Below are 21641 nucleotides of genomic sequence, written 5' to 3'. Positions count from 1 at the left end.
GGACCAGCCCCGTACTCCCAGTAACGTCCGCTACACACTCAAAGCCACCAAGCACCCCACCTGACCTGCACTGACGCGCTAACTCACCGGCATTGCAGGTCAAGTGCGGTTTTCTGGTCCGGCGACGTGCGCGAGCGTCCGTGGTTGTGCGGGGTTGTTGCCGTCGCTACTGCCGTCAGACGGTTCAGCCCAGGTACGGCTTCTGGCGCTGTTCCAGGAAGTGCTGGAGCCTGAGTCGTTGGGTGTGGTGCATCGACAACTCCTCGATCTCTTCCGGCGGTACAAACCAGAGTTCGGTGGACTCGTCGGAGATTGCCAGTTGGCCGCCGGTGATGCGGGCGGTGAAGCAGACGTTGAACTGGCGGCGGACCTCGCCGTCGGTGTAGGCGATGATGTGTTTCGGGTCGGTGTAGGTGCCGACCAGGCCGGTGATCTCTACGTCGAGGCCGGTCTCTTCCTTGACTTCACGGACGGCCGTGCCTGGCAGGGAATCGGTGAGGTCCATACCGCCTCCGGGCAGGGCCCATAGGTCGTTGTCGCGGCGGCGCTGGAGGAGGATGCGCCCGTGGTCGTCGGTGACGACGGCGGACGCGGCGACGACCATGCTGTTCGGCTTGGGCGCGTTCGGCTCGTCGTAGTACTCGGTGCGGGCCACGGTCAGCCTTCCTCTCGTACGGGGGTTGCCGTCGTCCACACCGCGTCGAAGCTCTCGGCGTAGGTGTCGAACATGCCGCCTGCCTCGTGTCGGCGAAGATGCCACACGGGGGCGGCGTACGCGTTGACGCCCCAGACATGGGCGTTGACGAGTTGCTGGTCGTCGGCTCGGTAGAGGGAGTTGTAGAGCGTGGTTTGGTGGGTGCGGACTTGGATGCCCGGGGTGCTGGCGAGCGGCCTGTAGTGCATGAGTGCGAGGCGGCAGCGGGATTCGATGCCGTGGCCGAACCGCTCCTCTCGGCCGCGGGCTTGGACGTTGTCGCTGTCAGGGTCCCCGATCGCGATACGGACGGTGCAGCCTTCGGCGGCGCGTTCGGTGAGGAGTTCGTTCAGTCGCGGGTACGCCTCGTGGAGGAAGACTGCCGCGTAGACGAGGATGTCGATCCGTTCCCGGGCCTGGGCCGTCAGGCCGGTGAACGTCGAAACGGGGAGGTCGGCCCGCTGCTCGTAGAGCGCCACCAGTTCAGGGCTGATGGCGCGGGCGGGGCGGGCCTGGCGGAGCGCCGGCCAGAGTGCGTGCACGTCTTCTCCCAGGACCTTGGCCGCCTGGAGGGCGGTGGCACGACGTGGGATACGCCCGAGGTTCACCCAGCGCTCGACCGACTTGGGGTCGACCTCAACCTGCTGAGCGAGTGCGGCGTACGTCCAGCCTCCCGCCGCCATGACGGCTCGTAGTCTCTCGTTCGGCACGAGTCTCCCCCTTCGTCTCAGGACGGCACCAGGGACGTTCTACACGGTGCGGGACGTCCCGGAGTGGGGTTTGGTGGAGGTTCCTTCGTCCCGGTGACCGGCGTGAGGATCGGTGCCGACCCTGCGGCACCGACAGGCCCAGGGGCCCGCATCAACGCCGCCGAGGAGCGTCAACGTGCGAATGAGCGCCACCCCATGTGTTCCCGCCCTGCGACTGGACGCCCGGTCGCGCGCCGCCTCGCCGGGGTGGTCACGATGACGGTCCCCACCCCTGATGCCGACGGGCACACCGCCTCGCCCGACGCCGGCGCCCTGGTGGTCGACCGGCGGAGCGGCAAGGTGGGCGTGGTGATGGGGCATGTGGGACCGTACGTGCAGCTTCGGCCGCCGCGCGGCGGCCGGGAGTGGGACGTGCCGCCCGAGGACGTACGTATGCCGACTCCGACGGAGGAGCTGAGCGCGAAGGTGGCCGTGGCCAACCGGAGGTGGGGACGGTGACCCCTCGCTCGGTCCTGCGCTACGAGACCTGGACGCTCCAGCCCGACCGCGAGCCGGACGCGGAGCCGGTCCTTTACGCGATGCAGTGCGCCGTGGACGGAGAGACCTCGCCGACAAGCGAGGACTTCGCCGAACCGCAGGACTGGGTCCTGCGGCACTGCGGCCAGAACCCGTCCCACCACACCTATCGGGAGATCATCACCCGCCCCTGGCGGACCTGGCGCCAGACGTGACCCGCCTCGCTCGCCCAGGCGCCGCACCGCGCTGACCACCCGACTCCCGTCCCTGCCGGGCGCAGCCGAACAAGGCTCCCCCGCACTCGTCAGCCCCGGCAGGGATGGGCCCTCCGTGCGTGCCGTGCCCAGGGCTGTGGGGGTTCTGGCCTCTGCCACAGAAAGTCAGCCCCGACGGCGGGCGCGCCGACCGACCACCCGCCACGTGTGTCTCGCTCAACCCCGCACCGGCATCAGCCCAGTTATCTCCATCGTCACGGCCCCCAGCCAGCCGGCAAGCATGGGCGTCCGGGGCGGCGCGAGCTCGCCGGGTGCTTCTCAGGCGCCAGGCCAGGCTGCTGCTGAGCGGTCGGACCGGGGCTTCCGATTGGTAGTCCGGCCCACGCTGCCGGGCTCTGCGCGCCGAGTGGTCGGCGGCCGTCGCCAGCGGGGCGGCAGACAGGAGCGGGCGGCGGTCACCGACCGCCGGCGCGCGGCGGCCCGCGCCAGCGGACCGCCTTGATCAAGTAAAGAAACTCTGAACAGCTCACCCGCTGGTCAAGCTGCCCGGGCGATGGTCAGGGCCGCTGTTGCCGGCGCTTCTTCGATTCGGCCAGCGCGGACGCCGTCGGAGAGCTGACCGTTGAAGATCCGCGCCCACGGCGTGGCGAACAGCTCCACCGGCCGCACCATCGCACCCGGCTTGAGCCCGGCCGCCAGGCCTGCCGGAATTCACCAATCTCAAGCTTTGGAAGTGGGCGCACATGCTCGGCTTCCGGGGCCACTTCTCCACCAAGTCCCGCAGCTACTCGACCACCTTGGGCGCGCTGCGCGACGCTCGCCGCGCCTGGCGCACCGAACAGGTCCGCGCCCACGCCGGCCTGCCCGAACCGGATCCGACGACCACGCTCGTCGTCGGCCACTGGGACTACCTCGGCTCGGGCTACAGCCCCGGCGCGAGCCTCCTCGCCGCCCACGTCTGGCACCGCAAGGAACAGGAATGACAGTTCACGGCCGAAGGGGGCTGCTGATGACCTCGCCCCCGCTCGCCGTCCTTCGCACAGAGGTGGCCCCGGCGCTGGAGCTGCTCACCGTGCCCCAGGTCATGGCCCGCCTCCAGCTCGGCCGCTCCGCCGTCTACGACCTACTCCGCACGGGGCAACTCGCCTCGATCACCCTCGGCCGCGCCCGCCGCATCCCCACCCACGCCCTCACCGACTTCATCCGTATTCGCCTCGAACAGGACGCCGCCTGATGACCACGCCCCGCGACACCCCTGCCTCCCGCCGCGTCCGAGCCAACGGCGACGGGACTGTCTACCAGCGCAAGGACAGCCGCTGGGAAGCGGCCGGATACGTGCTGGCCCCCGGCAACACCCGCAAGCGCATCCGCGTTTACGGCACCACCAGGAAGGAGGCCCTGGCCAAGCTCACGGAGAAGATCGCCGCCAGCAACCGCGGCCTCCCTATCCCGTCCGCGCAGGGCAGCGTGTCCGCGTACCTGACGTACTGGCTCGACGCTGTCGCCGTCCACCAGCTCCGCGAGAACACCCACACCCGCTACACCGCCGTCGCCCGGCTCTACCTGATCCCCGGCATCGGGCGGAAGAAGCTCGCCAAGCTCACCGCCAAGGACGTCCGCACTTGGCTCAATCAGCTCCGCACCACCTGCCAGTGCTGCACCCGCGGCCTCGACGCCGCCCGTGAACACCCCCGCTGCTGCGCCGCCGGAAAGTGCTGCTCCAAGCAGCTCTCGCCCCTGACCCTGGCCTACGTTCACTCCGTGCTCAAGTCCGCCCTGGAGCACGCCGTGCGTGAGGAGGAGATCCCGCGCAACGTCGCCCGCAACGTCCGTACCGGCACTCCACGGCCCCGGCGCTTCGAACCACTCACCGCCGATGAAGCCCGCCAGTTCCTCTCGCCCACGCGCGGACACCGGCTGCACGCACTGTTCGAACTCGCCCTCCACACCGGACTCCGCAAGGGCGAACTCCTCGGCCTGCGCTGGGAGGACCTCGACTTCGACGCGGGCACCGCCGCCATCCGCCGCACACTCCAGCGCACCAGCACCGGCGGGCTCACCACGCTGCCAACCAAAACGCGCGCCTCCGAACGCCGCATCGCCCTCCCCACCCGCTGCCTCCACTCGCTGAAGCACCACCACGAGCAGCAGCAGCGCGAACGGCACGCGGCAGGAACTGAGTGGCAGCACAACGGGTACGTGTTCACCACTCCCCAGGGCAGGCCGATCGACCCGCCCAACCTCACCCGCGCCTTCACCACGCTCCTCCGCAAGGCCGGCCTCCGTCGCATCCGCTTCCACGACCTCCGCCATTCGACCGCGACCCTGCTTCTGGAGCAGGGCGTCGAACTCGTCGTGATCAAGGAACTCCTCGGCCATGCCCACATCGGCGTCACCGCCACCGTCTATGCCCACGTGAGGCTCCGCCTCCAGCGAGACGCTATCGACGCCCTCTGCAGCGCGCTCGACGGCCCGACGAACACCGGGACAGGTAACGCCGACGGCGACGAACCGCCGCCCTGCGCCGCGCTCGTCCGCTGACGTTGCCGTCAACTACTGCCGTCACCCCACGCAGAAGCCCCGCCAGGACTCGCCTGACGGGGCTTCAACTTTGCTACCGATAACCAGTGCGACGGTTGCGGGATCGAGCGAAGAGGTTACGCCTCACCTCCCGCTGATCAGTCTTCATCGAGAAGACCAATGGCTTCCGGAAGCCCCAGAATTACCCTCTTGCGCTCCGGGTTCTCTTCCAGTTCGGCGCACTCAAGGACCAGGGAAGTAACTTCCCGACGCCCCTCTTCCGAGAGATCACGAAACAGGGCGGCAGCAGGTTCGAGAATGTCCGTCGCGATATCCGGATCAATATCTTCATCGTCCGTCAAGTCGATCGATACGACGAGGCTTACGAATGCGCGAACCAGGACCTTGTTGACATCCATCAGGGCACGACCCTCACTCGAATGTTGGTGATCAGGAGGCCGCCGAGGACTTTTCGAGCCCGCGCGGCCTCAGCCGCAGTGGGGACTTCCCACCGGCCGCTGTAACCGTTCTGCTCAAGCGCCAGAGATTGATTCATGGCTTGTCGGTATGTCTTGTTGAAGGTTGTGACGCTCACCTTTCGGTCGATCATCACGCCGTTGGCCGCATCAAACCCATCGAATTTGATCTGAGACAGGCGATTCCCGCCAGCCTTGTAGTACTGCAACGCCGGGGCCACGCCAGCCCTGGAACCCGCCGCCCCAGCATCATAAGCCCGCGCTGCGGAACTCATATTTGCGTTCTCGTTGACCCAATCGACGCCGCCATCGCAGTTGTGAACGAGGATCGGCGTAGCCCCCGCCAGCACATAGTACGTGTGGAGGTCATTGACGGTGAGGTTGTGGACAGTCGCATCCGGGGCCGTCCATCGTTCAATTGCCGTGATCCGGACGTAAGTGCCGGCGCTGGTCCGGAGCCATTCGCCGGACTTCAGGTCGGTGGCGTCGACCCACTCCCCCACGGCCTCCACCCAAAACGGGTGGTTGTCGGTCGCCGTGACGGAAGCGGTCTTGTCGCCCTTCTCACCGTCCGTGTCGATGGTGACCTTGACGAGGTACTTGAAGCCTTCACCGGTGATTTCTGCGGTGACGACCTCGGTCGTCGTCTCACCGGTTTCAGGATCAGTGGCCAGAACCTCGTCGCCGTTCTTGACCTTTTCGATCGGCTTCGTGGAACCGTCGGCCATCACCACCAGCGTGCCCGGCACGAAACTGTTCGGCTGGTCGATCGGACAGCTGGCGCCGCTGGACCCGCCCTCGGCGTCTCCTGCCTTGCCGTTCTCCTTCTTCCCCTTGCCCGTGACCTTCTGGGCGACGCTCTTGACCTTCTCGTTGCCCTTGGCCACCGCCTTCTTGGTCTTCTGGAGCGCGTTCCCGGTCTTCTCCGCGCCCTTCTTGGCAGCTCTGACCGCTGCCTGCTTGGCCTTCTTAGCTGCCGCCTGCGCGGCCTTCTTGGCTGCCGCCTTGGCCGCCGCCGCAGCCGCCTTGGCAGCCTCACGAGCTGCCTTCGCAGCGGCAATGATCTTTCGGGCCTTCTCCTGGGCCTTGCGCCAGGCACTGATCGCGCTGAAGGTCTTCTCGACCGCGCGCCAGATCTTCTTGCCCTTGCTGAAGACCGCGGACCACGGGATGGCGTCGATGATCAGAGAGCCGCAGGCCCATACATCGCCGCGGGAGAAGCAGTTGACGACGTCGTTCCAGCCGACGAACTCCTTGAACACGGCCCAGCCGACGTTCACGATGATCTGGGCCATCGAGGTGTGCAGCTGCTGGTTGGCCCAGGCCTCTTCGGCTGTTTCGGCGCCGCCTCCGCTGACTCCACCGCCGCCGACGGAGTCCATCATCATGCCGCTCGGGTCGGCGAAGGTGACGGGGTTGTTCTCGCAGTAGACGTACCCGTTCATCTGGACCGGGTCGGCCAGGTCGAGCATCGGGTCGGCGGATATGAAGCGCCCGGTCTCGGCGTCGTACTCACGCGCACCCAGGTGGACCAGACCGGTGGAGTTGTCGTCGTCGCCGCCGATGTAGCCCTTGTGGGAGAGCCAGTTGGCGTTCTCCTTGCGGGCCACTCCGAACGGGTCCGTCTTCTCGAACTTCACCGCGTTGCCCGCGTCGAGCTTGACGTTGATGTAGGCGGTGCCGTTCTGGTCGGTCACCTGCATCGACAACTGCTCGCCGCCACTGCCCTGCTTGAGTCGCATCACCACCGGGCCGCCGGCCTGCTGGTAGTAGCGCTCCGCGTAGTTCGGCGTCCCGTCCACGTTCACCGAGACCGTGGCCTCGCCGAGGTAGAGGGTCCGGGTGCTGGCGGTGATCGCCATCAGACGCTCGCCGGAGGGTCCGTAGACGTACTTCGTCTCGTCGGCCGGCGCCCAGGACTGGGCGGCCCCGCTCGCGTCGCACGTACCGAGCGTCAGGTCCGTACCCGCGGCCGAGTTGGCCCCGGGGACGACCAGGCACTTGCCGGACGCCATGTGCTTGAGCTTGTGACCGGACTCGACCACCGCCCACTGCTGCGCCGCGGCACCGGTGCACTTGCCGATCACGACGGCCGTACCGTCAGCCGTCGCACCGCCCTTGGGCTCCGCGCACTGCTGGAGGACCTTCAGCGCGCCCTTGGAGGAGTCCGTCGGCGAGGCGCCCTCGATCCTCAGCTGCTGGGCACGTGTGCCGTTGCAGCTGTAGAGCTGGAGCGCGGTCCCCGCGACCGTCGAGGACGACGACAGGTCGATGCACTTGCCCGACAAGCCCATCCAGGCGCCCGCACCACTTTCGCCGAAGCCGGTGACCGTCTCCAGGTTGCCGTCCCAGGTCCAGGTCAGGCCCTGCTGGTCGCCGCCGTCCGTGCGGGTCTCGGTGTTGCCCGCCTTGTCGTACGTCCGGCTGGAGGCCTCGGTGACCTTGGCCCCGGCGTCGGTCAGGTAGGTGGAGGACATCCCGGTCAGGGTGTGCGGCTGGGTGCCGTCCGCCTTTCCGTAGGTGTACTCGGTGGTGGCGTCCTTCGCCGGGTCCAGCACCGTGGTGGTCGTGCCGACGGTGCCGAGGTAGTGGTCGACCTCCTTCTTGCGGTTGCCCATCGCGTCGTACGTGTACGACTTGTGGTAACCGTCGCCGTCCGCGCCTATGGTCGGCGCGCTCGGAATACCGGCCGACGTCACCGCGCACGCGGTGTCGGACGCCGTCCACGCTTCGGTGAGCTGGCCGATCGCGTCGTAGCTGAAGCACTGGCGGTCGGTCTTGGAGTCGACCGCGTCCTCGATCCTGGTGACGTTGCCCGCCGCGTCGTACCCGTACGAACGGACGTTGACGCGGTGTCCCAGGACAGTGGTGGTGTCACTGGTGGACTCGCGGTCGGTGTACGCCTTCGTCAGCTCACCGGTGCGCTCGTCGTACAGGTTGGTCGTCCACACCCGGTTCGGGTTCTCACCCGTGACCGCGCGCAGGACCTGGCCGTAGACGCTGTAGTCGGTGTCCGCGTTGTACCAGTCGATCCCCGACGTGGAGACCGGCAGACCGTCCTCGTTGTACCGGGTGACGATCTTCTCCGGGGAGAGACCGCCCGCCGCCGGCAGCGAAGCCGACTGCAGCTGACCGGACTTGCTGTACTCGTACGCGTAGGCGTACGTCTCCTGCAGGCCGTACTGCGCCGCGATCGTCGCCGGCAGCGTCAGCTTGGTCCCGGTCGGGTCGTACTCCGGGGTGTAGCCGGTGACCGTGCTGGTGTAGGGCAGCCCGTCCGTGTAACGGGTGGTCGTGGCCGGCAGGCCGAGTCCGCCGATGACGGTGTCGTACGTGGCCGAGGTCAGCAACTCGCCCGAGGACGAGTCCTTCCGCTGCTCGGTCACCCGGCCCAGCTCGTCGTACTTCGACCAGACCTTGTTCTGCTTGCTGTCCGTGGTCGTCTCGGGCCGCCCGAGCACGTCGTACGTGGTGCTGCTCGTGCCCGTGTCCGGGTCGGTGGACGTGAGCTGCTCGCCGAGCGCGTCGTAGGTCCAGGACCAGACGTTCTTGGACGAGTCCTCGGCCTTGGTCTGGTCGCCGCGCGCGTCGAAGGAGTACGTGGTCGACCGGTACGCGGTGCGGGCCGCGTCCGTGAAGGTGTCGACCCGGACCGTCCGTCCCAGCGCGTCGCTCCAACTCCGCTGTGCCGCTCCGCCGGTGGGCGGGATGACCGTGGACCAGTCGTAGCCGTAGTCGTAGCGCGTCGCCTTGGTGGGCACGGTGGCGCCCGCCATGTACGGGGTCTCGGCAAGGATGCGGCCTTGGCCGTCGTACGTGTAGAGGGTCGCGTTCGGGATCTTGAAGTCGGAGTCGACCTCGTACATCACCGGCTGCGGCTCGCCCTCGGCGTAGTAGCCGTTGTTGGTGCGGGCGATGGTGCCGTTGGCGCTGTAGATGGTGTCGGTGATCAGGCGTCCGTCACCGACCGCCGGGTCCTGGCGCTGGCGTTCACGGCCGAGACCGTCGTACAGAACGATGGAGTTGTCGTAGCCACTGCCGTCGTCCTTCAGCGTGGAGCTGGTGACACTGACGGGCTGCCCCTCCTCGGTGCTGTACTCGAACTTCACCGAGGGGTCTTCGGTTGCGGCCTGCGAGGTTGCCCATCCGGCGGTGGTGCGGCCCAGCGCGTCGTACTGGTAGAGGGTCGTGCGCCCGTTGGCGTCGACCTCCTTCAAGGTGGTGCCGCGGCCCGGCTCCAGGTAGGTGGTGGAGGTGTGGTGCTTCGCGTTCTCCTCGGTGATCGAGTAGACCTGGCCGGTGGTCGGCGTGTAGGTGGTCTTCTCGGTCTCGTTCTTCGCGTTGGTCGTGGTCAGGACACGGCCGAGGGAGTCGTAGGTGAGCTTGGCGGTCTGCTGCCAGGCGTCACCCGTCCCGTTCAGCGACCAGGTGGTGGTCGCCGCACCCGTGGTGGGGGTGGCACCGAAGGCCAGGTCGTCGTAGGCGACCCGGGAACCGGCGACACGGGCGGAGACCGGAGCGGTCGCGGCGGCGGCGCAGGTGCCGGCCGTCGTGAGCGTCTCCTTGTCCAGGCCGATCAGGTTCTTCGCCGTGTTGTGGACGTAACTGAGCACCGAGCACGACTCGTCGCCGGTTTTGCCGGTGTCACCCAAGGATTCCACGGTGAGCGGGAGACCGTAGGTGTCGTCGTACGTGGTGTTGGTGCGCAGCGACCGCCATTGCCGCGTCTCGTTGACGTCGTAGGTGCCCGAGGAGCGGGTGGTGGTGATGGTGTGGTCGTCCAGCACCCGGTACGCCTTCAGGGCCGGGATGCCGCCGTCACGGGTCCGGCTCGCCAGCTCCACAACCTTCGGGTAGTCCACCGACCGGGAGACCAGGGTGCCGTTGTTCGCGGTGTAGTCGAGCTCCTCCGCCGTGCGGCCCTGGAGGGCGAGGTCGTCGTCGGCGATCTTGGCGCCGTCGTTGTCGTTGACGACCACCGAGCGCTTGCCGCCACCGGGGAGCGGGTCCCCGTTCATGCCACGGAAGAAGCGGACCTCGGACATCGACTGCTTACTGCCCTCGTACGTGTCCGAGGAGTCGGCGCCGCTGACCGTGCGGACCCGGCTGAAGCCGCGCCACTGGTCGTAGGTGCGGGTCTTCTTCTTGGAGAACTCGGCCTGGTTCAGGGCCCAGGCGCCCTTGGCGTCACCGTTGTCGCCGTAGACGTACGAGGTGGTGACGGGCTCGACGCCCTTGACGGCAGGAAGCTCTTCGACGTGGTCGACGACGTACTTGTTGAACCACTCGATCGACTCGTCGACCTTGTCCGGGTCCGGGTGCCAGTACGCCGGGTAGCAGAGGCCGGTGTTGGACTCGACCGCCGGGAACCCGGAGCCGCTCTTGCAGGCGCCGGTGGGCTCGCGGTAGTCGACGAAGGTCTCGCCGCCGTACTCGCTGATGATCCGCTCGACGCGCAGCCGGTCGAACGTCGGGTTCGGGTCCTTCTCACCTCGCCGTACCCGGTTCGGCATGGGCTGGGTGTTGGGGACGAAGGTGACCGGGTTCAGCGGCTCGGTTTCACCGTCGGTGCCATAGCCGGCGCGGGTGATCGAGTCCAGCCAGAGGGCGGTGCCCTCGTCCGTGCGCTCGGACGGCAGTGACTGCTGGAGGGTCCAGGAGTCGACCTTCGACAGAGCGGTGGAGCCCTGGGTGCGCTGGGTGGAGGTGGTGACCTGCGCCAGGCGCTTGCGGGTCCAGAAGGTCGGGACCGGGACGTAGCAGTCCTTGCCCGATTGGCAGAGGAGGTCGGCGGGGGTGTCGTACCAGATGTGGTTCTTCGCGAAGTCGCCCGAGGTGAAGTTCGCCTCGGAGCACGCGATGCCGTCCTCGACGAAGCAGCGCTCGTCCACCGAGAAGTCGACGCGGGCGAGCGGCGCGGCGCTGTAGAGGGTGCTGGCGCGCTGGCCGTAGTCGATGCGCTTGAGGTAGCCGCCCCGGTCGTAGGAGACCGGGGTCTTGAACTTCATGTTCTTGGCGTAGAGGGACTTCTCCTTCTCCCACCACAGGGACATGGCGCTGCCGGAGGTGTCGACGACGTAGTCGAGGTTCCAGCGCCAGCCGCGGGTGCAGAAGGACTTGGCGAAGTCGGCGTCGTAGCAGTCCTCGCCGGGCTGGTTGCCCGAGACGGGGACGGTCAGGACGGAGTTGGTGACCGGGTCGTCGGCGGCGGTGCCGTTGTCGCTCCATCCGGGGAGCTTGTGCTTGCCGAAGTAGTAGACGGTGCCGTCGCGGGTGGTGACCTCCCAGTACTCGCCGAGGGAGTCGCCGTTGCCCAGCGAGGTGTCCTTCAGCAGCCGCACCCGCGAGCCGTCACCGTTGGCGGTGACCCACTCGTTGCCCGTCTCGTCGTCGTCCTTGACCAGCTCGGTCGTGGTGCCGCCGAGGGTCAGGGTCGCGTTCTCCGAGCCCTCGCACAGGTCGCTCGTCTTGCGCTTGGTGTTGTTGCCACCCTCGGTGTCGTCCCGGCACGTCTTGTACGTCCGCGTGATCGAACCCGGGTTGTAGTCCCAGCCGTCACCGATCCACGACGCCTGGTTGTTGGTCGCCGACGTACGCCCGTCCACACCCTGCGAGCTGTACCCGAAGGACAGGCTCGGGGCCGGGCCGCCGGGGACGCTCGGCGCCTGGAGGTTGTACGTGTACGAGAACCCGCCCGAGTTGCCTCCGGCCGACCAGGAACCGGCGCTGGCCAGCGGGGTCGCGGAGAAGTCGCCCTTCGCACCGCCGCCCGCCGAGGTCGCCATGAAGACCGAGGAACCGGAGTTGGACGCGGCGCTCAGCGCCGCGATCCGGGTCAGCGGGGCCGAACCGGAGGTCGGCTTGACGTACAGGGCCTGCGAGATCGTCCCGGTCGAGGTCGCCTCGGCCGTCGTCGTCACAGGACCGGTGTCCGCCAGGTCGGCGACGTCGAGGGTCGCCTCGATGCGCCGCTCACCGTCGAGGACACCGTCGCCCTCGACATCGGTGGCCTGCGGCGCGACGACGTTGGTGGTGTCCACCTCGGTCGGCTCCGCACAGCCCTCGACGTCCGGAGTCGTCAGGAAGCACTCGGGGAACTTGACCAACTGGAGCCGGTCCGCCCAGTTCGCGCCGTACAACTCGGCGAACTCGGTGTAGTCCAGGGCCACCACCGCGTCACCCGTGGCAGCCGCGGGCGGGGTCACGGTGAAGACCAGACCCTCGACGTCGGCGGCCGAGGACTCCGCCTGGCTGGCCAACGCGACCTGCCAGTCGCCCTCCAGCGCCGTCGTCTCCTCGGCGGTCGCCGTGGCCGGGGCGCCGATCCCGATCGGCAGCGTACTGATCGGCTGCGTCTCACCCGGCGCCAGCGCGTCCACCGTCCCGGTGGCCGGCGTCGTGATGCCGGTCCCCACCGGAGCGGTGATCTTCTTCGGCTCGTAGTCCTCCGTCGGAGGCACCTCGGGCGTCGTCAGTTCGGCGAGACCGCCGCCGTCCTCACCCTCGGCCAGCTCGGCCGCGGGGAGGTCGACGAGGTCGACGCCCGCGCGGTCGTTCGGGGGCGGTGCGGCGTACGAGGCCGGCAGCATGCCGATCGTCACGGCGGTGGCGACCACCGTGATGACGCCAACTCTTGCGCGCCTGCGTCGGCGCCTCAGCGCTTGGGTGCCGGGGAGATACCCCCGGCCACTCCATGAAAGCGATCCCCACACGACGGCCGCGGCCCCCCACAGTCGATCCCGACCACCGGCCGATCCATGCGGAAGCACACGGCGCCGAAGGCTAATTGATTCGCCGAATATTCACTCACGCCTTCACAACTCGTCAAACACTTTTTGCTTCGAGTGACTTCACTCACGCATTATTTACGTTCAATTTACACTTAGCTAACCAATCGGTGACCAGAAGGGAATTCGGATTGTTTACATCAAAGTTCTACGGAGATCACCCATGGACCCCCATCCACTCACAAAAGGCGCAACTCGGCGGATGAATCGTCCCCACCTGCAGCATTTTGCTCCGATCACCGAACCAACAGGTCAAGCCAGTGCGAGCCCAACAGGTGATCCGCGTCGTCGAGCGCAACCTTGACGTGCACCCAACAGCCACTCTCACAAGGTGGGCACACCTATGGATGTCGTGTGTCTCTTCCGGCATGCTCTTGTTCCGCCCTTCTCCGTCGGGGCTGAATTCATTCCCCCTGGACTATTTCCGGGGGGAGACGGGGGCCAACAGGAAATTTTTGCGGCAGGCGTGAGCTACGGAACGCCCGGCAAACGGCTGTGCCGTTTGCCGGTGTTCTCGCGGTTGGGCGCCCGCCGTTTTTCGGGGGAGGGAATCCAGCACCGTGGAACGTCGTCGTCCCAGCCGGGCAACCGTCCGGCGCACTGCGGCGGGGGTGGCGGCACTCGTCGCGGCCGGCCTCGGTTTCGCCATGCTCGGGCCCGCCCCCGATGACCCGGTGCGCCAGTCCGCCACACCCGTGTCGCCCGCCACCGCCCCGCTCGACGAGAACGCCGCTCAGAAGCAGGCCGTCCGCACCGGGAAGCGCGTCGAGGTGACCGCCCTACGCAACGCCACTTCCACGACGTTCGCGCTGCCGAACGGCAGCTTCGAACTCACCGCGAGTGCGGCCCCCGTACGCGCCGAGGTGGACGGGGCCTGGAAGCCACTGGACTCCACCCTGGCCCGTACGAAGAACGGCTGGGCCCCTCGCGTCGCGTCGGACCCGGTGGTGTTCTCGGACGGCAGCGGCAGCACCGGCGGCAAGAGCGCCGGCACCGGCAAGGGCGCGGTGCGCACCGCATCGTTCACGGTCCCCCACAGCACGGGCACACGCGCGCTGACCGCCTCCGACGAGGAGGTGACCTACCACGATCTGGTCACCCTGATCTCCGGCGGGCACACCGTCACCATGGGGTGGCCGGGCGACCTCCCGGAGCCGGAGATCGACGGAGCCACTGCGCTCTACCGTGGGGTCCTCGACGGTGTGGACCTGCTGCTGACCGCCCGGGACAGTGGCTTCACCCACGTCCTGGTGGTCCGTGACGCCGCCGCCGCGGCAGGCCTGCGGGAGGCTGGGCTCTCCTACCGCCTGACGTCGCCGGATCTCTCCTTCCACCTCGACCCGGTGACGCAGGCCGTCACCGCCCTGGACGACACGGGGGCGGAGATCGCGGTGTCGCCGACCCCCTACCTCTGGGACTCGGCCGGTCACCCCGCCGTCACCCAGGGTGCGGACCCGCAGGCGCCCGAGCCCACCGAGGAACCGGCTCCGGCCTACTCCGAGGAGCCCGGCGAGGAACTGACCGAAGCTCCGGCCGACTCCGAGGCGCCGGACACCGACGACACCGCGGCCCCCGTGGACGACGGCCCGGCCGCCGAGGACGAGACCGCGACACCCACTCCCTCCGCCACGCCGGATCCTCAGGAGACCCTGGACGGGGGTTCCCCGGAGAGCGGCACCGCCCAGCAGTCCGCGTATCACCGTTCCGGGACGGTCACCCGGGCCGCACTGCGCGACGCCGTGCCGGCCGCCGAGTCCACGGACGTGTTCGCCCTGCCCGGTCTCGCCGGGCCGCAGATCGGTGCGAAGACCGCTCTGGGGAAGGCCGCGCTGGCGGGTGAGGGCAGCAGCTCCGCCACGCTGGACATCGTGCCGGACGAGTCGTTGCTGACCGACCCGGACACGGTCTGGCCGGTCTTCATCGACCCGTCGATCACCGGCAAGACGAAGAACTGGACGACGACGTACAAGAAGTACCCGACGTCCAGCTTCTACGACGGCGCGAACTACAACACCGGTACCACCGAAGGCCGTGTCGGCTACGAGTCGACCACCGGCGGTCTGTCCCGCTCGTTCTTCCGGCTCGGCTGGACCTCCAGCATCAAGGGCGCCACCGTCACCAAGGCCGAGATCAGGCTCTACGAGACCTACGCCTGGTCGTGCACGGCGCGCGAGATGCAGATCTGGCACACCGGCGGCATCTCCTCCAAGACCACCTGGAACAACCAGCCGTCCTGGAGCACCAAGATCGGCGCCAAGTCCTTCGCCAACGGCTGGAGTTCGGCCTGCCCGGACGCGTACGTGGTGTACGACGGCAAGTCGGTCGCCCAGACCCAGGCGAACAGCGGCGCCACCGAGCTGACCATCGGCCTCCAGGCGACCAACGAGGACTCGTCGACGTCCTGGAAGAAGTTCAAGGCCGAGGGCGAGGGCGCGCCGAAGATCGTCATGACGTACAACCGGAAGCCCGCCGAGCCCACCAAGCTCGACATCACCCCCGGCACCGGCTGCGACACCGTCAGCCCCTACCCGTCGATCGGTCTCAGCGACGTGACGCTGTCCGCCAAGTCGAGTGACCCCGACGGCGACCTGAAGTACCTCAACTTCGCGGTGTGGCAGTCCGGCAGCAGCACCCGGCTGTACGACGGCAACCGCACCGTGGACTCGACCGGCGCCGCCAGCGTGACCATCGACGGCGCGGACGGCACCGCGAGCGAGTTCACCAACGGCAAGACCTACTTCTGGGCGGTCCGGGCCCTCGACTCCTCGGGGTCCTCGTCCACGTACGGACCGCCGTCGACGGCCAACTGCGGCTTCGTCTACGACTCATCGGCGCCGAACTCCCCCGACGTCACCTCCACCGACTTCCCCGAGGACGACGGGAACGCCTCCACCTGGAGCAAGGTCCTCTTCGGCACGGCCGGCAACTTCACCTTCAGCCCGGCCGGCTCGCCCGACACGGTCAAGTACCTCTACTCGTTCAACAGCACCGCCCTGAACAACTCGGTCACCGTCGCCGCCGGCGCCTCGGCCACCGTGGCGCTCAAGCCGCTGACGGCGGGCCCTTCGGTCCTCTACGTGAAGGCCGTCGACAGCGCGGGCAACACCTCGTCCTCACCGACGATGTACGTCCACTACGTCACCCCGCGGGACAGCAAGGACGCGGCCGGAGACGTCACGGGCGACAAGGCCGCCGACCTGTATCTGCTGGACGGCACCGGCGACCTGCGGCTCTACCCCGCGACCTTCTCCGGTGACATCCACACCTCGCTCGTCGGTGCGTACAAGAACGGCGTCAGCCTGGAGGACGACCTCGACGAGGACGGCGTCTCCGACTACGGCACCTACTGGCTGGACAAGGACGGTAAGCCCGCGCTGATCACGCACAACGGTGACTTCGTGCCCGGCGACGGTGTGCAGGACCTCGTCGCGCGGATGCCCGACGGCAAGGTCTACATCTACCGGGGGGACGGCTACGGCAGCGTCGACATCGACCGGCGCACCGAGGTCAGGTTCCCGTCGAACGCCCCCGACCCGTCGACGTTCACCCAGATCCTCGCGGCCGGGGACATCACCGGCGACGGCCGGCCGGACATGCTGGCGACCGCCGGTGACGCTGTGTGGGCCTTCACCGGCTACACCGGAGGCATCTTCCAGACCGCGACCACCCTGTCCGGGGCCTCCTGGACCTCCCGCGACCTCGTCAACATCGGGGACGTGAACAAGGACGGAGCGGCGGACCTGATCTACCGCACCTTCGGTTCGGACCGTCTGCTCCTGCGCCTCGGCAAGACGGACGCGGCGGGCGGCACCAGCCTGGCCTCCCTGGGCAGCGCGGCCGCCTCCCTCTCGGGTGCCGACATCGAGTACGCCACGGGCTGGGGCGCGACCGCCTACCCGGTGATGACCGGAACCGCGGACGTCAGCCAGGACGGCATCCCCGACATCTGGGCGCTGGCCGCCGACGGCACGGTGAAGTTCTTCAAGGGCGGCGCCACCACGCTGGGCGCCCCCGTCACGGTGATCAGCGGTGGCTGGTCCGGCAAGAAGGCCATGGGATGACCCGCCGCACCTCCGTCTCCGGGCGGTACGCGCACGGCGCCGCCGTCCGCAGGATCACCGCCTGCGCGGTGTCGGCCTCGACCCTGGTCCTCGTGTCGGCCTGCTCCGTCGCCGGAAGCGGCGGCGGGGGCGGCAACGGCGGTCTGCAGCGCATGGGGGCCGCCAGCCCCGCCCCCACCGACGCCGCCGGTCTCACCGCGAAGGCCCTGAAGACCGGCAGCATCCCCGGGGCGACCGTCACCACCCCGACCGGCGCCCAGGCCCCCCGGCCCAAGGACGTCGCGGCGGACAAGCCGTGCGGGCCGCTGGCCCGCGCGGTCGCCGGCACCGCCCTCGGCTCCCCCGAGGACACCGTCTTCCGCCGGGTCACCGGCGACGGCCTCACCACCACCGTCACCCTCACCGTCTACGAGGACGAGGAGAAGGCCACCACCGCCATGACCGCGCTCTCCGACGCGGCCGACGCCTGCGCCCACGGCTTCACCCTCACGCTCTCCGGCACGGAGCACCGGGTCACCGCCGCCGCCCGGGAGCTCGCGCCCCAGGGCGCCGACCAGGCGATGGGCTTCGGTATCACGCAACGCGTCGGCGGGGCGGAGGGTACGGACAGGCCCGAGAAGATCGCCGTCATGCGCCGGGGCACCACCATCGCCCTCTTCACCACCACGGCCTCCGAGGGGACTGCGGGGACCGAAGCGACCAAGGCGGCCAAGGCCTCCGAGGGCCTCGCCGTACCGCCCGCGGTGGTCGAGGCGCAGTCCGTGGCCCTGGCCTGAACCGGCCCACCGGCTTCCTCTGCGGGCCCGCACCCCACCCGGGGTACGGGCCCGCAGCCGCGTCCGGGCGAGGCCCGCACAGCGCGACCCCACGCCCCGTCGAACCTCCCGCCCCGCGCGACCCCACGCCGCGCAACCCCGCGCCGCGCAATCCCGCCCCGCGCAACCCCACGCCCGCGTGAGGGACCCCACCCCCCGCTCCGTTCAAACTCCCGTAACAATGAATACGTGATCACAACGCCGCCCCGTGGCAGCCAGCGTCGCACCGAGCACGGGCCGACGCCCTATGTCGACCTCTCGCGCGCCGAGTGGAGTGCCCTCCGGGACAAGACCCCCCTGCCGCTGACCGCCGAGGAGGTGGAGCGGCTGCGCGGGCTCGGTGACGTCATCGACCTCGACGAGGTGCGCGAGGTCTACCTCCCGCTCTCCCGGCTGCTCAACCTGTACGTCCAGGCCACCTCGGGCCTGCGCGGCGCCCTGAACACCTTCCTCGGGGACGCGGGCAACGGCCACGGGGCGCAGCGCGGTACCCCGTTCGTCATAGGGGTCGCGGGGAGCGTGGCGGTCGGCAAGTCGACCAGCGCCCGGCTGCTCCAGGCGCTGCTGGCGCGGTGGCCCGAGCACCCCCGGGTGGAGCTGGTGACCACGGACGGGTTCCTGCTGCCGATGAAGGATCTGCGGGCGCGGGGGCTGACCTCGCGGAAGGGGTTCCCGGAGTCGTACGACCGGCGGGCGCTGACCCGGTTCGTCGCGGACATCAAGTCGGGGAAGGAGGAGGTCACCGCCCCCGTCTACTCGCACCTGATCTACGACATCGTGCCCGGCGAGCGCCTCACGGTGCGGCGCCCGGACATCCTGATCGTGGAGGGGCTGAACGTCCTCCAGCCCGCGCTGCCCGGCAGCGACGGCAGGACCAGGGTGGGGCTCGCGGACTACTTCGACTTCAGCGTGTACGTGGACGCGCGCGCGGAGGACATCGAGAGCTGGTACCTCGACCGGTTCCGCAAGCTCCGCGAGACGGCGTTCCAGGACCCGTCCTCGTACTTCACGAAGTACACCCAGGTCTCCGAGGAGGAGGCCATGGAGTACGCGCGCACCACCTGGCGGACCATCAACAAGCCGAACCTGCTGGAGAACGTGGCGCCCACCCGCAGCCGCGCCACGCTGGTGCTGCGCAAGGGCCCGGACCACAAGGTCCAGCGGCTCTCTTTGCGGAAGCTGTAGAAGGGACAGAAAAGCGGGGCGGTTCCGCAAGGAACCGCCCCGCCACGACGTGCCGTCAGAAGCCTCAGCCCAGAGCCGACTTCACCACGTCGGCCAGCCGGCCCGCGATGGCCTGGGCCTGGCCGAAGTCGGCGGCCTCCACCATGACGCGTACCAGCGGCTCGGTGCCGGACTTGCGGAGCAGCACCCGTCCGGTGGCGCCGAGTTCGCGCTCGGCATCGGCGACGGCGGCCGCCAGTTCGGCGGAGGTGGAGACGCGGGACTTGTCGACGTCGGGGACGTTGACGAGGACCTGCGGGAGACGCCGCATGACGCCCGCCAGCTCGGCGAGGGTGCGGCCGGTGGCGGCGACGCGGGCCGCCAGCATCAGGCCGGTCAGGGTGCCGTCGCCGGTGGTGGCGTGGTCCAGCACGATGACGTGGCCGGACTGCTCGCCGCCGAGCGCGTACCCCTCGGCCTTCATGGACTCCAGGACGTACCGGTCACCGACCGCGGTCTGGACGAGCTCGATGCCCTCGCGCTCCATGGCCATCTTGAAGCCGAGGTTCGACATGACGGTGCCGACGACGGTGTTGCCGCGCAGCTGTCCGGCGTCGCGCATCGCGAGGGCGAGGACGGCGAGGATCTGGTCGCCGTCGACCTCGTTGCCCTGGGCGTCGACGGCGAGGCAGCGGTCGGCGTCGCCGTCGTGCGCGATGCCGAAGTCGGCACCGTTCTCGACCACGGCGGCCTGGAGGAGGGAGAGGTGGGTGGAGCCGCAGCCGTCGTTGATGTTGAGGCCGTCGGGGTCGGCGCCGATGGTGACGACCTCCGCGCCGGCCCGGGCGAACGCCTCCGGGGAGACGTAGGCGGCGGCGCCGTGCGCCTCGTCGAGCACCACCTTGAGGCCGTCGAGCCGGTTCGGCAGGACGCCGATGAGGTGGGCGACGTACCGCTCGAAGCCCTCGGTGTAGTCGGTGACGCGACCCACTCCGGCGCCGGTGGGGCGGGCCCAGGGCGCGCCGGTGCGGTGCTGGTCGTAGACGGTCTCGATGCGGTCCTCCAGCTCGTCGGCGAGCTTGTGGCCGCCGCGCGCGAAGAACTTGATGCCGTTGTCGGGCATGGCGTTGTGGCTGGCGGAGAGCATCACGCCGATGTCGGCGCCGAGCACGCCGGTGAGGTACGCCACGGCCGGCGTGGGCAGCACACCGACCCGCAGGACGTCGACGCCCGCGCTGGCGAGACCCGCCACCACGGCGGCTTCGAGGAACTCTCCGGAGGCCCGGGGGTCGCGGCCGACCACGGCCGTGGGACGGTGCCCCTCGAAGGTGCCCGCTTCGGCGAGTACGTGCGCCGCCGCGACCGACAGACCGAGCGCCAGCTCGGCCGTGAGATCCGCGTTGGCGACCCCGCGCACGCCGTCCGTACCGAAGAGTCGTCCCACTGGTGTCCTCCGAAATGCTCCGACAACCGCAAAAGCACAACAATTAACAACAGGCAGAAGAGCGCCAACCGTCACACTTCGCCCGTATCGAGGCGCGAAGGGCCCGGATGTGCCGATGAACGTCTTATGCCGTTATACGCCCGTGAGAGGCGATAAACGAACGCCCCGACAGCACGGTGTGTGCCGCCGGGGCGAACGTGTGAAGCAGACGAGCAGGCGGGATTTAGCGCTTGCTGTACTGCGGGGCCTTGCGGGCCTTCTTGAGACCGGCCTTCTTGCGCTCGACCGCACGGTCGTCGCGGGAGAGGAAGCCGGCCTTCTTCAGCGTGGCGCGGTTGTTGTCCACGTCAGCCTCGTTCAGCGCACGGGCGACGCCGAGGCGCAGGGCGCCGGCCTGACCCGAGACGCCGCCACCCGAGATGCGGGCGATGACGTCGTAGCGGTTGTCGAGCTCGAGCACCTTGAAGGGCTCGTTGACTTCCTGCTGGTGCACCTTGTTGGGGAAGTAGTCCTCAAGGGTGCGACCGTTGATCTTCCACTTGCCGGTGCCCGGAACGATCCGGACGCGGGCGATGGCGTTCTTGCGACGGCCAAGGCCGGCGGCGGGCTGCGGGTCGCCGAAGCGGCCGGCGAGCGACTCGGAGGTGTACTCACCCTCGACGGGGACCTCGGACTCGAAGGTGGTCACCTCGGCGAAGGTCTCCTCGCCCTCGGTGCCCTCGACGGTCTCAACAGTGGTCTCGGCCACGATGCTCCTCAGATCTTTCTTATGGTCTTAGGGGGAGGCCGGAACTACTGCGCGACCTGGGTGATCTCGAACGGGACCGGCTGCTGCGCAGCGTGCGGGTGCTGGTCGCCCGCGTAGACCTTGAGCTTCGACAGCATCTGCCGACCCAGGGTGTTCTTGGGGATCATGCCCTTGATGGCCTTCTCGACGGCCTTCTCCGGGTTCTTGGAGAGCAGCTCGTCGTAGCGGACCGAGCGCAGACCACCCGGGAAGCCGGAGTGGCGGTACGCCATCTTCTGGGTCTTCTTGTTGCCGGACAGGTGAACCTTGTCGGCGTTGATGATGATGACGAAGTCGCCCATGTCCATGTGGGGGGCATAGATCGCCTTGTGCTTGCCTCGGAGGAGGTTCGCGGCCGTGGTGGCCAGACGACCCAGGACGATGTCCTGAGCGTCGATGACGTGCCACTGGCGCGTCACATCTCCGGGCTTGGGGCTGTACGTACGCACGGT

At 68.8% G+C, this 21641-nt stretch carries 15 protein-coding genes and 1 pseudogene; 8 read left to right on the top strand and 8 right to left on the bottom strand.

The window, feature by feature from the left end:
* Positions 1-184 precede the first annotated feature (184 nt).
* Together ACFZAX_RS07800 and ACFZAX_RS07795 are read right to left on the bottom strand one after the other, a co-directional pair.
* Positions 185-655, bottom strand: a complete 471-nt coding sequence (locus ACFZAX_RS07800) for an NUDIX domain-containing protein (protein ID WP_390960056.1) — start codon at positions 653-655, stop codon at positions 185-187.
* A 2-nt stretch (positions 656-657) separates the two neighbouring features.
* A complete protein-coding gene (locus tag ACFZAX_RS07795) occupies positions 658-1377 on the bottom strand; it encodes an XRE family transcriptional regulator (RefSeq protein ID WP_390960084.1) in 720 nt (239 codons plus the stop codon).
* Between the two features lie 282 nt (positions 1378-1659).
* Here ACFZAX_RS07795 and ACFZAX_RS07790 point away from each other — a divergent pair, with 282 nt between their 5' ends.
* Both ACFZAX_RS07790 and ACFZAX_RS07785 read left to right on the top strand, forming a co-directional pair.
* Positions 1660-1902, top strand: coding sequence for a hypothetical protein (locus ACFZAX_RS07790; protein WP_390960055.1), 243 nt, complete (start codon positions 1660-1662; stop codon positions 1900-1902).
* Complete coding sequence (locus ACFZAX_RS07785; protein ID WP_004000830.1) at positions 1890-2135, top strand: hypothetical protein; 246 nt, start codon at positions 1890-1892, stop codon at positions 2133-2135. The genes ACFZAX_RS07790 and ACFZAX_RS07785 overlap by 13 nt, the downstream gene beginning before the upstream one ends.
* A 537-nt stretch (positions 2136-2672) precedes the next feature.
* Here ACFZAX_RS07785 and ACFZAX_RS07780 read toward each other — a convergent pair.
* Entirely contained in the window at positions 2673-2795 is a 123-nt protein-coding gene (locus tag ACFZAX_RS07780; protein WP_390960054.1) for a hypothetical protein, read from the bottom strand.
* A 41-nt stretch (positions 2796-2836) separates the two neighbouring features.
* Between ACFZAX_RS07780 and ACFZAX_RS07775 the strand changes: the two are divergent.
* The 3 genes and pseudogenes from ACFZAX_RS07775 to ACFZAX_RS07765 form a co-directional block, all read left to right on the top strand.
* A pseudogene (locus ACFZAX_RS07775) lies at positions 2837-3118 on the top strand (replication initiator); the annotation flags it as partial.
* Between the two features lie 26 nt (positions 3119-3144).
* On the top strand, positions 3145-3369 hold the full coding sequence (locus ACFZAX_RS07770; protein ID WP_390960083.1) for a helix-turn-helix domain-containing protein: 225 nt from the start codon (positions 3145-3147) through the stop codon (positions 3367-3369).
* Positions 3369-4676 (top strand): tyrosine-type recombinase/integrase, encoded by a 1308-nt coding sequence (locus ACFZAX_RS07765; protein WP_390960053.1) that lies wholly within the window; start codon positions 3369-3371, stop codon positions 4674-4676. The genes ACFZAX_RS07770 and ACFZAX_RS07765 overlap by 1 nt, the downstream gene beginning before the upstream one ends.
* Before the next feature lie 137 nt (positions 4677-4813).
* Here the strand turns inward: ACFZAX_RS07765 and ACFZAX_RS07760 are convergent, their stop codons facing one another.
* Positions 4814-5074 carry a hypothetical protein gene (locus ACFZAX_RS07760; RefSeq protein WP_390960052.1) on the bottom strand — a complete coding sequence of 87 codons (261 nt, stop codon included), beginning with the start codon at positions 5072-5074 and terminating at the stop codon, positions 4814-4816.
* Positions 5074-12747, bottom strand: coding sequence for a polymorphic toxin-type HINT domain-containing protein (locus ACFZAX_RS07755; RefSeq protein WP_390960051.1), 7674 nt, complete (start codon positions 12745-12747; stop codon positions 5074-5076). The genes ACFZAX_RS07760 and ACFZAX_RS07755 overlap by 1 nt, the downstream gene beginning before the upstream one ends.
* Before the next feature lie 731 nt (positions 12748-13478).
* Between ACFZAX_RS07755 and ACFZAX_RS07750 the strand changes: the two genes are divergently transcribed.
* The 3 genes from ACFZAX_RS07750 to coaA all read left to right on the top strand — a co-directional run bounded on the left by ACFZAX_RS07750 (position 13479) and on the right by coaA (position 18979).
* Positions 13479-16979 carry an FG-GAP-like repeat-containing protein gene (locus tag ACFZAX_RS07750; protein WP_390960050.1) on the top strand — a complete coding sequence of 1167 codons (3501 nt, stop codon included), beginning with the start codon at positions 13479-13481 and terminating at the stop codon, positions 16977-16979.
* Entirely contained in the window at positions 16976-17755 is a 780-nt protein-coding gene (locus ACFZAX_RS07745; RefSeq protein WP_390960049.1) for a hypothetical protein, read from the top strand. Before ACFZAX_RS07750 ends, ACFZAX_RS07745 begins: the two co-directional genes overlap by 4 nt.
* A 228-nt stretch (positions 17756-17983) precedes the next feature.
* Positions 17984-18979 (top strand): type I pantothenate kinase, encoded by a 996-nt coding sequence (gene coaA, locus ACFZAX_RS07740; RefSeq protein WP_390960047.1) that lies wholly within the window; start codon positions 17984-17986, stop codon positions 18977-18979.
* A gap of 64 nt (positions 18980-19043) precedes the next feature.
* Here the strand turns inward: coaA and glmM are convergent, their stop codons facing one another.
* The 3 genes from glmM to rplM form a co-directional block, all read right to left on the bottom strand.
* The gene (gene glmM / locus ACFZAX_RS07735; RefSeq protein WP_390960045.1) at positions 19044-20402 is read right to left on the bottom strand and encodes a phosphoglucosamine mutase; all 1359 of its coding nucleotides are present in this window, start codon (positions 20400-20402) and stop codon (positions 19044-19046) included.
* A gap of 223 nt (positions 20403-20625) precedes the next feature.
* On the bottom strand, positions 20626-21150 hold the full coding sequence (gene rpsI, locus ACFZAX_RS07730) for a 30S ribosomal protein S9 (RefSeq protein WP_266705178.1): 525 nt from the start codon (positions 21148-21150) through the stop codon (positions 20626-20628).
* Between the two features lie 44 nt (positions 21151-21194).
* Complete coding sequence (rplM, locus tag ACFZAX_RS07725; protein ID WP_266705180.1) at positions 21195-21638, bottom strand: 50S ribosomal protein L13; 444 nt, start codon at positions 21636-21638, stop codon at positions 21195-21197.
* Positions 21639-21641 lie beyond the last annotated feature (3 nt).

Source organism: Streptomyces sp. NPDC008125 (assembly GCF_042957125.1).
GTDB lineage: Bacteria > Actinomycetota > Actinomycetes > Streptomycetales > Streptomycetaceae > Streptomyces.
The sequence above is the reverse complement of the archived record's forward strand: the minus strand, read 5'-3'. Positions and strand labels throughout refer to the sequence as shown.